The sequence below is a fragment of the Hydrogenophaga defluvii genome (genome assembly GCF_042665235.1).
Taxonomy (GTDB): domain Bacteria; phylum Pseudomonadota; class Gammaproteobacteria; order Burkholderiales; family Burkholderiaceae_C; genus Hydrogenophaga; species Hydrogenophaga defluvii_A.
This window is the reverse complement of record NZ_JBHTBZ010000019.1, coordinates 1-13,114: the sequence shown is the minus strand read 5'-3', so window position 1 is coordinate 13,114 and position 13,114 is coordinate 1. Positions and strand designations below refer to the sequence as shown.

Annotated in this window: 12 protein-coding genes and 1 pseudogene; 10 read left to right on the top strand and 3 right to left on the bottom strand. The window is 49.4% G+C overall.

Annotated features, from left to right (window positions below; genetic code table 11):
* Window positions 1-6: 6 nt before the first annotated feature.
* The 9 genes from ACFQU0_RS09245 (at window position 7) to ACFQU0_RS09205 (ending at window position 9,004) form a co-directional block, all read left to right on the top strand.
* Entirely contained in the window at window positions 7-981 is a 975-nt protein-coding gene (locus tag ACFQU0_RS09245) for a 2-hydroxyacid dehydrogenase (protein ID WP_382200026.1), read from the top strand.
* 715 nt (window positions 982-1,696) lie between these two features.
* Window positions 1,697-2,320 (top strand): hypothetical protein, encoded by a 624-nt coding sequence (locus tag ACFQU0_RS09240; protein WP_382200024.1) that lies wholly within the window; start codon window positions 1,697-1,699, stop codon window positions 2,318-2,320.
* A gap of 221 nt (window positions 2,321-2,541) precedes the next feature.
* Window positions 2,542-3,138, top strand: coding sequence for an NUDIX hydrolase (locus ACFQU0_RS09235; protein ID WP_382200022.1), 597 nt, complete (start codon window positions 2,542-2,544; stop codon window positions 3,136-3,138).
* 2 nt (window positions 3,139-3,140) lie between these two features.
* Window positions 3,141-3,602, top strand: a complete 462-nt coding sequence (locus ACFQU0_RS09230) for a YbjN domain-containing protein (RefSeq protein ID WP_382200020.1) — start codon at window positions 3,141-3,143, stop codon at window positions 3,600-3,602.
* A gap of 712 nt (window positions 3,603-4,314) precedes the next feature.
* A complete protein-coding gene (locus tag ACFQU0_RS09225; protein ID WP_382200018.1) occupies window positions 4,315-5,523 on the top strand; it encodes an alpha/beta hydrolase in 1,209 nt (402 codons plus the stop codon).
* 74 nt (window positions 5,524-5,597) lie between these two features.
* A complete protein-coding gene (locus ACFQU0_RS09220; protein ID WP_382200016.1) occupies window positions 5,598-6,713 on the top strand; it encodes a dienelactone hydrolase family protein in 1,116 nt (371 codons plus the stop codon).
* Window positions 6,714-6,971: 258 nt separating this feature from the next.
* On the top strand, window positions 6,972-7,547 hold the full coding sequence (locus ACFQU0_RS09215; protein ID WP_382200014.1) for a recombinase family protein: 576 nt from the start codon (window positions 6,972-6,974) through the stop codon (window positions 7,545-7,547).
* Window positions 7,548-7,832: 285 nt separating this feature from the next.
* Entirely contained in the window at window positions 7,833-8,171 is a 339-nt protein-coding gene (locus tag ACFQU0_RS09210; protein ID WP_382200012.1) for a hypothetical protein, read from the top strand.
* Window positions 8,172-8,635: 464 nt separating this feature from the next.
* Window positions 8,636-9,004 (top strand): hypothetical protein, encoded by a 369-nt coding sequence (locus ACFQU0_RS09205; protein ID WP_382200010.1) that lies wholly within the window; start codon window positions 8,636-8,638, stop codon window positions 9,002-9,004.
* 395 nt (window positions 9,005-9,399) lie between these two features.
* Here the strand turns inward: ACFQU0_RS09205 and ACFQU0_RS09200 are convergent, their stop codons facing one another.
* Both ACFQU0_RS09200 and ACFQU0_RS09195 read right to left on the bottom strand, forming a co-directional pair.
* Complete coding sequence (locus tag ACFQU0_RS09200; RefSeq protein ID WP_382200008.1) at window positions 9,400-10,992, bottom strand: DUF6538 domain-containing protein; 1,593 nt, start codon at window positions 10,990-10,992, stop codon at window positions 9,400-9,402.
* A 713-nt stretch (window positions 10,993-11,705) separates the two neighbouring features.
* The gene (locus ACFQU0_RS09195; RefSeq protein WP_382200006.1) at window positions 11,706-11,915 is read right to left on the bottom strand and encodes a hypothetical protein; all 210 of its coding nucleotides are present in this window, start codon (window positions 11,913-11,915) and stop codon (window positions 11,706-11,708) included.
* 141 nt (window positions 11,916-12,056) lie between these two features.
* Here ACFQU0_RS09195 and ACFQU0_RS09190 point away from each other — a divergent pair, with 141 nt between their 5' ends.
* On the top strand, window positions 12,057-12,497 hold the full coding sequence (locus ACFQU0_RS09190) for a hypothetical protein (RefSeq protein ID WP_382200004.1): 441 nt from the start codon (window positions 12,057-12,059) through the stop codon (window positions 12,495-12,497).
* A 150-nt stretch (window positions 12,498-12,647) separates the two neighbouring features.
* On the opposite strand, the pseudogene ACFQU0_RS09185 reads toward ACFQU0_RS09190, so the two are convergent.
* A pseudogene (locus ACFQU0_RS09185) lies at window positions 12,648-13,114 on the bottom strand (hypothetical protein); the annotation flags it as partial.

Below are 13,114 nucleotides of genomic sequence, written 5' to 3'. Positions count from 1 at the left end.
CTTGCCATGTCCCGCCCTGCCATCCTGGTTGCCCGCCCCGTTTTTCCCGAAATCCTGGCGCTGCTGCGTGAGCATTTCGAGGTTGATCACCACGACGGCGCGGACGCGCTGCCGCCGGCCGAATTGGTGGCGCGGCTGCAGGGCAAAGTGGGGGCACTGACCACCGGCAGCGAGCGCATCGACGCGGCCTTGCTGGCAGCCTGCCCTGGTTTGAAGATCGTGGCCAACATGGCGGTGGGCTTCAACAACTTCGACGTGCCGGCCATGACGGCCCACGGCGTGCTGGCCACCAACACGCCCGACGTGCTGACCGAGACCACGGCCGACTTCGGCTTTGCCCTGCTCATGGCCACCGCCCGGCGCGTGTGCGAGAGCGAACACTACCTGCGTGCCGGCCAGTGGAAGCAGTGGCGCTACGACCTGTTTGCCGGCGCCGAGGTGCACGGCAGCACCCTGGGCATCCTGGGCATGGGCCGCATCGGACAAGGCGTGGCCAAGCGCGGCGCCCACGGCTTTGGCATGAAGGTGATCTACCACAACCGCTCGCGCCTCTCGCCCGAGCTGGAGGCCGAATGCGGGGCCAGCTACGTCAGCAAGGCCGAGCTGCTGGCCCAGGCCGACCACCTGGTGCTGGTGTTGCCCTACAGCGCCGAATCGCACCACGCCATCGGCGCGGCCGAGATCGCGCAGATGAAGCCCACGGCCACGCTGGTCAACATCGCACGCGGCGGCATCGTGGACGACGCGGCGTTGGCCCTGGCCTTGCGCGAGGGCCACATCGCCGCCGCAGGGCTCGATGTGTTCGAGGGCGAGCCCCGCGTCCACCCCGATCTGCTCACCGTGCCCAACGTCGTGCTCACACCCCACATCGCCAGTGCCACGGTGAAGACGCGCCTGGCCATGGCGCGTCTGGCGGCCGACAACCTGATCGGTTTTTTGACCAGAGGCCAGGCGTTGACGCCCATCAACCCACAACACTGAAAACAAAAATAAGAAAGCCCCTGCATGAGGGGCTTTGTTGTTCACGATTTGCGTGAAAAATCTGGTCGGGGTGAGAGGATTCCCGACCAATTGTGCGTAGCCCGTTGAATCAGCTGGCATTTGGGTTGTTGATTGTTCAATGTATCACACCCATGTAACTCACTGGATTTGATACCTTCATCGAAGTAGTGTGTCTCTTAGTGATTTTTGTATTGACAAAAACTATCAAATGCTATATACTGATAGCTTGTTTGATTTGACGAAACATACAGACGAAAACCAACATCAACTTCACATAGTGAACTTCTGAAGAAGCAACAAGCTTTAGAAGTGTCTTGACAAAGGAGTCGTTGAAGGATCGCAAGCGATGTTTGCGGTCCTTTTTGTTTGCGGGAGGTAACTTAGATGAGTTGACAGAGTTCAATCATGCATTCAGATATGTGCTGAGTGTTGAGATTGATTTGGGATAAGTATAGTTTGACTGTGTCACCGACCACACCTGGTTGGTATCAATTTCATTATGTTTAACGTGAAATCTCCTTTCATGGTGAATGCGCTTGCATTGCGAAAGAGTTGTCCGTTTCTGAGCGATCTTGGATACGGAGGAGATAAGGAATCGAATCGTATAGGGGTGTCGATAAATTAGCTGCGTCTATACATTGTTCATTCCTTTGGTTGATGGTGGAGATGTTCTATTGAGTAAAGGAATGAGTACATGTTTGAAGATAGCGAGAGTGAGAAATTTGAAAAGTTATTGGTAGTGAGTGATGGTGAGAGTAAGAAGGGTAGATGGGTTGAAGGACTTACTAGTTGGATGAGTGATTTAGAGAGCAGTGGGTACAAGCTGTTCTCAATGAGTATCACATATAAAACAAGTGGAGATTTTGATCACAATCCCAGGTTCTTGAGTCGAACATTCAAGGACCTATATTGGCATCATTTGTTACCTGAGAGTATCTTCAAAAACAGGAAGTGGCTTAAGAAGCATAAGAGTGATCAACCAATTCTGTTGTTGTTCTATGAAGAGCATCAAGAAAAAGGTGTGAAAACATACAACCCAATGAAGGTGGGTGGTTTTGAGTATGTTTTTCCAGAAAGGCTGCATCATCATGCGATATTGGCTATAAGGCCTGAGCATGAGTCGAAAATGATGTCTTTGTGTTGTGAAAATTCCCTGAGGCAATTCAGCCCTTGGGTTTTGACGTCAAATATCAAACCGGCTGATTTGGGATGGGTCGCATATGCGGTAAAGGATTTGAAGCTGTCGTCAGATATCTATGAGGTTTATGGCCCAGAGGGGTTGATGCCAGCGGCAATTGAACAAAATACGAAACACTAGGAGTAAACACTATCTGGATTCAAACTGGCGCAGGCTTCTTCTCGATTGTTCAAAAGGAAGAAGACCAACAACATGATCAGTTGACCATTCGGTCGAGAGTACGATCAGACCTAGAGGCATTGAGGCTTCTGTACCTTCCCTCTCTAGGGTGTATTACCGAAAGCCACCGTAGCGACTACCTCTATCGCGCAAAGGTGTCCAAATCAGACTTTGCTGTTGCGATGAGCCAGATGATTGGTTCCATCGGTTACAGCAATTTCAAGAATGAAATCCAGGCGGTTCAAGGAAAAGACCGAGCCAAAGTCTATGGCAAGGTTTGGACCCAGTTGTATCAGCTGCAACTGGAGCCAGAAGCCTTCGAATGGGACAGTTCGACAGCCATCGAAAAGATGAGCGTACAGGCCGCTGAGTCTTATGGGGTGATATTGGTATCCCCAGAGCGTCAAACGTTGCTCAGACGCGTTTCTGGTGGGTTTGGGGCCTACTGCTGGTCTTTCGCCAAAGGTCGGTCAGAAGGTTACGAAACACCTCAGCAAACAGCCAAACGCGAGTGCTTTGAAGAGACTGGATATCGCTCTCGCTTGATAGGTCTTCTTCCAGGCAGGTACGAGGGCACGACTGGGACAACGAGCTTCTTTGTTGGTGTCCCTGAAGGTGAACCGCAAGTATTTGGACCCGAGACGCAAGAGATACGCTGGGTCTCACTTCAAGAGGCCTGCGAGCTTGTATCGCTGACCAAGAACCATGTTGGCCGCGAGAGAGACCATTCAGTCATCTGTGACTTGTCCCGCTGGCTGTCTGACCGACAAAAACATTGAATATGAAAGAACACTACACAATGCCGAACAACATCACATCACTGTCGTCTGAACTGATCGAAGAACAAGACATCTCGATTGTCAACTTGTCACTTCTGCTGGAGCAATCGGTCATCCAGCATACTATTCAAGAAGAAGACAAGATTTACGTCACTGAACCAGGAGTCTTTGCTCACTGGATTCGCATCTTCAGGGAACCATGCATCATTGCTCTATCGACCTATTTCACCTTGCCTGAAGGCATGAATGATGTTGAGAAGTTGGAATTCTGCAACAAGATCAATGCAGAGTACCTGGTTCCATCTGCATACACGAAAGACGACCGTGTCTGGTTGTTCAATCCCATCTATTTCAAATCAGGATTGATCAAGAGTCACCTGGTGCGTCAGATTCGCTACTTTGCTTCTGGTTGTCAAAAGGTTCGGCGAGAATTGAAGAGCAATATTGATGGCAAAGCCGAGTAATAGATGGATGCTTGAGTACAGGCAAACAGAAAAGCCCATAGTCGTGAAACAGTGGGCTTGATGGAATGAAGCTGTTGCTGTGGGCTATAGGCAGTGAACACACGCTTGCCGTGTCGAGTAGCATTTTCACGCAGCATATCCTCAACACAGACTCGGGCGATTTCCTCGAAGCTTTTGACGGCTGGTGCCAGCCCCCATTCGGTCTCTGAATCTGGCCTCGCCATAGCGCTCGCAGGCCTATGCGGCTGGCATCATCAAGGCGTCGTTTGCGGGTGCTGAATCGCAGCCAGCGCCCGGTCTGTGTTTCGTATCGTGCTTGCCAGTAGCGGCTTGGTGGGGCACGATACAGAACAAATTTGCCGTCACAAATATAGTGCAGTCGGCTGTTGGCAGTGCCAGCTCAGTGATTGACTGGGGCGGAACTGGCTGGGCCTGGGCAGTGGGTTTGGGTGGCGCACTACGACTGTCGTGTAACTCGACAGTCATGGAGGTGGGAAGGCAGTAGAAGGTGGGAAGGGCGATCCGGGGAACTGGTGCCTAGTGCTTCACTTTTTACGCCATATCAGTATCATGCAGCAAGTGCAATTTCTGAAGTTGAAATTTTGCGGCCTGAAAATCGAAAAAAAGTAGCATTATGGATTCCATAATATGTCGCGCGATAGGGTATATATTTACGGCCTTGATGAATAGCAAGTTTCAGAGGGTAGGCTATATGCTGGTTGGCAAAAGATTTCTTCGAAACTATTCGTTATTGGCCTGCATTGTCATCTCAAGTAGTGCCCTTGCACAGCAATCGGCGATGGATGCCTTCTATGAAGTGACTGGAGTTTCAGTTGAAAAGTCTCCAGGCACCCTTGTGCGGGTCGCTGAATATAGTAACTCGCGGCTGACTGGTGCTGCTAGCAGCCGTATTATGTACCTCTCAGTAGATGCTTTAGGTCAGACTGTGCCGGCAACAGCGGCAGTTGCGATTCCACGAGGTGAGCCACCGAAAGGGGGCTGGCCAATTATTGCTTGGGCACCTGGCACGGTGGGTATTGGGAAGAAGTGCGCACCTTCAATGACAGACAATCTGAGCAAATATGGGCCATATCTTCAAGGTTGGATAGATAGAGGGTATGCGATTGTTGCCGTTGACTATAGTGGTTTGGGCACGACTGGACGTCACTTCTATTCCCATCGAGAGTCTAATGCCCGGGATGTCATTGAGGCTGTGAAAGCTGCATTCTCTTCGTATCCGCAGTTGAGTAGAGCATTTGTTGCTATGGGGCACTCTCAAGGTGGTTTGGCTGCAGTCGGGGTCGCCGAGACGATTGGCAATTTGGATATTTCTCCACTCCAATACAAGGGTGCTGTCGCATTTGCACCCAGCAACGGTGCTAATCATGGTTATTTTCGTTTTGTTGAGCGAGCTGGTGTATCTGAGCCGACGCTGTTGGCCTACATGCTGTACTATTCAGCGACTTTGAAACTGGCTACTCCTGGATTGCAATATTCAGATCAGATGTCGTCTGAGATAGAGGAGTTAATGTCTGCCGCAGAACATCAGTGTTTGGATGAGTTAAGAGCGACACTAATATCGGCAGTGAGCTTTCCAAAGCACTTTATTAAATCGTCCTGGGTTCAGCATCCTGCGCTGAAGAAGTATTCCGAGAAGAATCAAGCAGGTCAGCGAAAAACTACGGGGCCTTTATTTATAGCGTGGGGCACTTCTGATTCATCAATATCGAAAAACATGCTTGATACGATTATTCAGCCGTCATGCAGGCATGGAAGTGATATTCAGTTTTCACAATATACTGGGGCAAGTCATAGTACTGTTTTGGTTCAGTCTAGAGTTGATGTGGCGGCTTGGCTTGGTCAGCAATTTTCTGATAATTTCAAAAGTCCTGCATGTGGCGATGCGTTCAAGGCGTCTTAATTTTGAGAGGCCTTGATGCCTCTATCTATCTCTATGATCACAAGATTGCCTCTATCATGTGACGATCACTGGCCATGGGCAAGACGATGAATAGCCATATTCAACTCGGATTCCGGTTCACACTCGCCCTTTTTGGATTCCTGGAGGCTAGGGCATACGCCAACGATGACGTTGTTGATGTTCAGCGGTTTCAACCACCAATCGTGCAGCAACAAGCCCCGAGCATCCAACATCGTTGGAGCATTGATGGCAACCAGCAGCGAACCGGCGTGGCTCGATTTACAAGTATCGTGCCCGCATACAGCGGTGCAGGAAACTTGATTGCCAGTTGGAATCCCCGACTAGGACGAATTGCAAGTAGGCCCACATTTATCGTTGTTCATGGCGGCCATGGAGTGAGTCCTGGTAATTTCGCGTCCGCCGAATGGCTTATTCGCAACTTGGATGCCAATGTCCTTATCCTTGATTCATATTGGTCCAGAGGTATAACGGAAAACTGGACAACTTGGACCAAGTATGGGGCCAACATGCGTATGCTTGACGCTCTAGCCGCTGCTCGGTTTACTCGGTCTCAAGGGGCCGACCCAAACAAGACATATTTGTATGGAGATTCACAGGGCGGGTGGACAGTATTGCGCACTTTCACTCAGGGGCACTCTTTGGAGTCGGAGGTAAAGTTGCTGTTCCGTGGTGGAATTGCTCTATATCCAAACTGCTATGCAAAAGAGAGTTGGTTTAGCTCTATCCCGAACAGGGAAACTGATAAAACGTACGCTCCACCACTTGGACCCTACTTCAGCCCTGTAATTGTATTTACTGGGTCCAAGGATACGGCCACTCCTATCTCACAGTGCAATGTAGAGAAGTCGCTTAAGACTGCAACTTCCTGGCTTCATTTTGAAGGCGCGACACACGCGTGGGATGCCCCAACAGACGGGGCTGGACGGCCATCGGTCGATGGGAAGTGCAGTAATGCCGATAACATTTACAACCGTTTTCCGGTTTGTCGCAGCGACAAGTATACGGCTGAGACCCAAAAAGAAGTTCTTGCGTTTGTTGAAAGCCACAGCAGTCGCAAACGCTCCAGAAAAAATACCTCTTTAGAAACAGATCAAACTCAAGAGTCCGACATATCCACTGAAGAGCGGACGAGGGAAATATTGCGTGAAATGAGTGGCGGCAAGCAATGACGTGATTGGCTTCTGTCCTTTCCTCGTTGTTTATTGGGATGGCCTGTCATTCGAGGTTTTCATGCAATTAAGGGTGAGGTGCATCGTAACCATGCCCTCAAGGTAAATACAGAGTTGTGTAGGGTAATTTTGATCATTGGTAGGCTCATTAGGTGTACCAAATGAGCCTAGGTTGTCAAACCACATTCATTTAGCTCAAAAGTATCTTGACAGAGTTTTGATCCAGGATCATAATACGCACATATCTTTTGATCCTAAATGTCTCAATCCATCGCCTACTTCCGGGTCAGTACCACCGAGCAGTCCATTGAATCCCAACGTCAGATGCTGGGTGGTCCGTTCGACATGGAGTTTTCAGACATTGGTGTTTCTGGCTCCGTTCCTGCTGCTGACCGGCCTGGTTTCTCTGAACTCCTGGCTTACATCCGAAAAGGTGATGTTCTACACGTGGCTGCAGTGGATCGATTGGGGCGTGACGCACTGGATGTTCAGTCCACTGTTCGGTCTTTGATGGTCAAAGGTGTTGCTATCGAGGTTCTTGGCCTTGGTCGCATTGGGACAGGTGCGGGTGAGTTGATACTTGCCGTCTTGGCTCAAGTGGCAGACATGGAACGCAAGCGCATCGTTGAACGAACTGCTGCGGGACGTGCTACGGCCAAACGGTTGCTCGCTGAGACTGGTAAAACCCAGCGTGGTGCTACCTCCCTCGGTCGTCCAAAGGTTGCAGATGCGGCTGAGGTGCGCCAGTGGCGGACTGTGAACAGTGCCAGCATCGCTCAGACGGCTGCGAAGTTTGGTATCAGCACCGCGAGCGTCAAGAGGTACTGCAGTTGAGGCTGAGCCCGGTACCGTAAGTCGTGTGTCATGTATGCCAACAGATTGTACTGAATTCTGTATATTATCAGTGTCGCCTGCAGTGGAGTATTTCCATTGAAATCTGTATTATGGAAACAACTCCACTTGTCTTTGATGGTGCACGAAATTCATGTCTCTTGCGCTGGTGATTTTATAATTCAATCGGTATCAGACTTTCGTTGTAATAATAAAAATATTGAACTCTAATCAACTGGTGGAACTAAGAATGCGGCTGCTCATGAGTTAAGAAAAGGATAAGCCAATATGAGTCGATTGATCATTAAAGCCGTCCAGCTGATAGCAGTTTTTAGCATAGGGAGCATCGCTGCCGCAGAAAATACTGACGAGGTCAATATTATTGGTGCCCGCTCTTGCGGGCAATGGATTGAGTCTCGTACAGAGAGAGGGAGTAAGAAAGTCGGTTCGGAAGCATGGTTGATGGGCTACTTGTCTGGGATGGCGATGGTGAGTGGGAAAGATGCTATTCAAAGAACAGACAGTAGTTCTATTTACGCATGGATGGATAGCTACTGCAAGTCAAAGCCTCTATCGGATACTGCTGAAGGCGGAGTCCATTTGTTTTTCGATTTGCTGAGAAAGTGACTGATCTAAATCGATGCAAAAAAGTTGTCTTTCTTGCTCAAATGGTTGGTTGAATATCACGAAGATATTCTCTGTCGTTTGTAAATGTTCTGAAAATTTTCAAATAGTGCATGGGTCTAAAATGGGTAAAATACTTCAATTGTTGATTGTTGCTTCTTTGGTTTCCGCGTGCTCCTCCCCTGGTTTTAGGCGGGGGCATTCTCATGAACCAATAGATTTGGGTGGCGGCCAGTTTATTGTTGAGGGGTATAGACTGGAAACGGGTTTGGAGCGAGCCAGAGAGAAGTGCGGACCCAAGGAAATGGTTACGTTAAACATCATTCGCCCAGTCAAGCAGTTTGAGTGGATGAAAATTACATTTATTTGCCGATAATTGTCGAGAGCATAGAGGTAATTTTAGTTAAAGCGCTTTATCCCGTCCGGTAAGATTCAGGGATGAACTATCGATCATATAGGCTGTGTGGATGACTGAAATTGAAATTTCACTTCTAGCAAAAAAAGTTGCAGCAGATACCCAATTTTGGATAGCGTTGACGGGTGTTTTTGGTGCCGTTGTTGGCGTGATTGTTACTGTTTTGGGTAACCTGCTGCAGGATTGTCTTCGAGGTAAGACACAGCGGCGTATTGATAGGTACCGCCAAAAGTTGTTACGAAATCTACTTGAAGATGAGACTTTTCAGTGGAGAAAATTGTCTACTTTGTCCTCGGTAATTGGTTGCAATGAAGAGCAAACGAAAGCCCATCTTATTGCCATCGGTGCACGTGGGTCTGAGAAAAGTGATGATATGTGGGGTTTAATTAGTCGAAATCCCTTGCCAAAATTTCAACAATAGAAACCACAAGTGCAGCGAAGTAGTCTAACCAACATATTTCGTTGGTTGCAACAGGCTGAAATAACTTGATAAAATTATCTATCGTCACTAGGCTAATCTATATGTACGGTAACTCGATGGCTCTTTGTATCGCCCGGTTGGTGTCGTCTGGAGCATCGTCGATTACTACACTCACTGCGCAAGGGATTGGAAGATCGCCTACTCAGAAGCCTAGTCGTGAGGCGCACCTACAGAATGCTAAAGCACCGACGTCAAGAGTGTGCTTTTCAGTTTAACTGGAGTTGCCTAGAAGGCAAAAAGCCAAGTGAAATCAATCACTTGGACTTAATTTATAGGCGGAGCTGAGTCTTGAAGTAGGCAGGCCTGCTGAATTCCTTCGAAGTTGGTTCGATGAATTATTGCTTGCTAGATGCACAACGTGCGAATTCATGATGTTTCCATCCTCTGATCGCACTAAAGTCAATCGCTTTGCTAAAATCTACCTTGCTGAAAAGCTTGTATGCATCCTTCAAGTCTTCTGGCTTGGAGTATCGAGCCGTCGTGACCCCACCTTTTGGCGTCTGGCCGACATAATAGGCGAATGTCGATTCAGGGGCATTTAGCTTGTTAGAAATGAAGCTGATGAAGTTGTGACGCAGTGAGTGAAATGACGTTTTTGGGGTGAGAATGTTACAGTTTAGCTCGTTTGTATAGGTTTTGTTAAACCACTTCTGGGCCTTGTCTGCATATTTATTCTCCCCTCTGTATGGCAACTCTGAGAATAGTCGGGATTCTTTTGAGATGCGCATTGTTTCGACAAATTCTAGGAGCCCTAGATCAATGAGCTTCGGGTGTATTGGAAACTGTCGCTTGTGAAAATGTCGTTTGAGGCTTTTTCGTGTTGCTTCCGGATTGTCTTCATTGAAGTCGAAAACATGAATTCCGTCGATTGACTTGATGTCAGAAAGATGCAACTGGCAAATTTCGTTGAGACGTGCGCCACTCAAGAGTGCGATCAGTGGAACCCAAAACTTGAATGGTTCGCTATGACCACCCGTTTTGTAGTCGTGACTGTTGAACAACTTGGCTAGGTCCTCGTCTGTATACTGATTCTTTTCATCACTCTGTCGTGTAACCTTTTTAACCACGCCTTCCATCGGTTTGCCTAGATTTTCTATGCAATATTTATTTTGTTCTAGAAAGGCTAAGAAGCTGATGCAGCGATCAAGGTAGTTCTTTTTGGTGGTTTTGCTCAGTTGATCGACGTCCGGAATGGTCAACTTCCGAAGTTCACTTAGGCTCAGGTGTCTGTACTTTGGACTCTTTCTTCTGTTTTTGGGAAGCTGAAGTACGGCTTCTTTGTATTCAATGATTTGTTTAGTGGATAGATCAGTAGTGGAGATATCCCCAGAAATCTCTAATAACAAGGGAAATACCTCTCTTTTGTAGGTTGTTTCCATATCACTGCTGGTGCGCCAGGTCTGTTGCTTTTCCTTTATAAACTTCTCGAAAGCTGCAGAAAGAGCAATGGGTATCAGTCCATTGGCCTGCTTAAGTTCTGGTTGGCTACTACTGAGTTGTTGTGGAGAAGTTCTGGCTTGTCGAATGACGCTGTTGTATAGACCAACTGCTGTTGCCCAAGCGGTAAATCTACTGGTAGCATCATCAACCTTTCCAAACTCATTTTCAGCACTATCTTGATAGTGCTCCAAAAAGTCTTCGTAGTTTGGATACTGAGCATACGCAGCCTGAAGTTCTTGGTATTTCTTGATTGCATACGCGAAGTCCTCTGGCGAGTGAAAATACTGCTGCGCAATCTGGTCGAACTCGAATGACATACGTCTGGCCTTGATGAGTGCTTCCCTGATGTTGCGTGTACGCAACGATATGCGAACGAATATCGGAGACGTAGAGCCGCTTTTCAGGGCTCTCATGTGCTCTGGTATGCGTCGTTGGAAGTAGAAGATACCGTAACGATTACGGTATAGGTAGCTCGGACCTGAAGGCATGTGTACCGGTGTTGTGTAACACACCAGTTGCTTCAATGAGCTTGTTGCGCAAAACTAACCTATTGATTTATAAGCAGTTTTTTGCCGAAATTGGTGAGAGGATTCCAAAGAATTGAATAACCGATTGTTTTTATTGAAGAATAATAGCTGTCGCTTCGTTTTGTGCCCCGATTTGTTCCCCGGTGACAAGCTCGATACCCCGGTTTGCCCCGCCCAGACGTGCCCCGGCTTGGGCGTCTGAAACTTTCTCTCACGGTGTCGCGCACAGCCTACAGCACAGGCAAAAAAAACCCGGCACAGGGCCGGGTGGGAATCCGCAGTAAAGCGGACCGGCTCAGGGAGGTGAAGCCGGGAGCGTTGCCGCTCACCCTCAAATGTAAACCGCTTTTTGACAATTCCAACGGTTCAGGATGCGCGAATCGTTGTCGCAGGGCCGCCACAGACAGCCACAGCCCGACACAATAAAAACTACAACCCTAGGGGCACCGAAAAACTGCCGATCTTCGCGCCTCTGCGTACTCGCCATGCAAAGTGCCAGGGAGTACCTTCACCACCGCGCCGCTCCCTGATGCCACTTTTCCTTGGCAACCTCTTGGCAACTTTTGGAAACTTGCGACCACTGGAGGATGTGCCGCCAAGCGTAACCATCACTGGAACCTTGCCCGTCAGTGTGTCGGCATGGGAATGCAGCACCACCAACAGGGTGACACTGGTTAGGACATGTACCAGTGCCATGCCTGAATTGCTAGGAAAACAATCGCCGCCGTAGCACAGTAGGCGGTCCATCGTTCAATGCTCGAGGCAGACTCGTTCAGCTTGTCTAGCTTTCTTTCGATAGCTTCCAAGTGATTGCTGGTGACTTGCTGGAAGGTAGCGTTTCGCTTCATCAGCTCCTGCTGTTTTTCATATTCCCACTTCTCCATGAAGACTCCTTGTGCGCCATATAGGCTTGGTTAACGAACGCGCCAAAGCCTCAATTGACTGGGTAGCAGACTGCGTACTTCAAGCTTGACGGCACTCTGCTATCAGGTCACGCGCTGCCCGATTCTCGGCATTGGCTGCTTATGATCCTGCTCATGACTTTTACTCAAAACACGTTATTGTTTCTTGTCGCCTCTGCCAGTCTGGCCTCCCAGGCTCAAAGCCTGAGTCCAGCGCAGATCAAGCAAATCGAAGAAATTGCACAAAGCATTGCCGCTCAGAGCAACGCGAACAGGCAGGCACACTTGAACGATATGACCGTGTCTTTTAATGCCGTGGCGGTCGGCCGCAATGTCCGGTTTGAAAACGTCATCAAGACAAAGAAGGGTCTGTCGCCCATCAAAGTCAAGGAGTGGCTAGACGCCACCAATGCCGAAATAGTCCCAGGTGCTTGCAGCCAGAATGCTAAGAACCCAGCGTTCGACCGCGGCCTGTCTTACACATTTTCGTACAGCAACACATACGGCGAAAAGCTGGGGGAAGTCCTCGTGGATAAGCCGACCTGCAAACGTCTTGGCTTCTGAATATCGGGCGTGATCGCCCTCTAACGGTCTCCTGTCGTTAGAAAGACCGCCAGCTTCCTCGCTGCCCGCACCTCTGCGTTGACCATCTTGGATAGTTCCCGCAGTTGCGCCCGGTGCCCGCCCTTGTAGGCATTGCCCGCCGATGCCGCCTTACCTGCAGCGCTTCTTGGTCCGGTGGCTTGCTGCCAGGGCTTCCATCGCTGGATTGCCTCGCGCTGCCGCTGCCGCCGCTCTGGCGTCCATGTGCGTAATGGTGTGCGTTCCTCTGACATGCGTACCTCCCTCCAATAGTTCGTTTTGCTCAGTCTGGTTTTCCAGCGCGCGCGTAGCACCCTCTGGCCTGCTGACGTTTTGCTGTGTTTCGCTGGATACCTGTTGGATACCGTTGTTCACTTGCTGGGGTCCGTGGGCTATGTTGGCCTGCTTCACGAACGTGGCCTGCCGGGGAAATTTCAGGTCAATCAACGCCTGAATGGTGGCTCGGCTCTGCGCCTGGGCTTTCAAGGCAAGCCCCAAAAACGCCTCAAGGTGCCGCTGATACTGTTGATGGTGCGCCCGCTTGGCAAGGCTCACGAAGATGGTTTGCAGCGCCGTTGCTTGACCTATCAGCATCGCCT

Coding starts and splice junctions, on each gene's coding strand:
- ACFQU0_RS09205 (WP_382200010.1), top strand. CDS start 8,636: ATGACTGAAATTGAAATTTCACTTCTAGCAAAAAAAGTTGCAGCAGAT.
- ACFQU0_RS09200 (WP_382200008.1), bottom strand. CDS start 10,992: ATGCCTTCAGGTCCGAGCTACCTATACCGTAATCGTTACGGTATCTTC.
- ACFQU0_RS09245 (WP_382200026.1), top strand. CDS start 7: ATGTCCCGCCCTGCCATCCTGGTTGCCCGCCCCGTTTTTCCCGAAATC.
- ACFQU0_RS09235 (WP_382200022.1), top strand. CDS start 2,542: ATGAGCCAGATGATTGGTTCCATCGGTTACAGCAATTTCAAGAATGAA.
- ACFQU0_RS09220 (WP_382200016.1), top strand. CDS start 5,598: ATGGGCAAGACGATGAATAGCCATATTCAACTCGGATTCCGGTTCACA.
- ACFQU0_RS09210 (WP_382200012.1), top strand. CDS start 7,833: ATGAGTCGATTGATCATTAAAGCCGTCCAGCTGATAGCAGTTTTTAGC.
- ACFQU0_RS09215 (WP_382200014.1), top strand. CDS start 6,972: ATGTCTCAATCCATCGCCTACTTCCGGGTCAGTACCACCGAGCAGTCC.
- ACFQU0_RS09190 (WP_382200004.1), top strand. CDS start 12,057: ATGATCCTGCTCATGACTTTTACTCAAAACACGTTATTGTTTCTTGTC.
- ACFQU0_RS09225 (WP_382200018.1), top strand. CDS start 4,315: ATGCTGGTTGGCAAAAGATTTCTTCGAAACTATTCGTTATTGGCCTGC.
- ACFQU0_RS09240 (WP_382200024.1), top strand. CDS start 1,697: ATGTTTGAAGATAGCGAGAGTGAGAAATTTGAAAAGTTATTGGTAGTG.
- ACFQU0_RS09230 (WP_382200020.1), top strand. CDS start 3,141: ATGAAAGAACACTACACAATGCCGAACAACATCACATCACTGTCGTCT.
- ACFQU0_RS09195 (WP_382200006.1), bottom strand. CDS start 11,915: ATGGAGAAGTGGGAATATGAAAAACAGCAGGAGCTGATGAAGCGAAAC.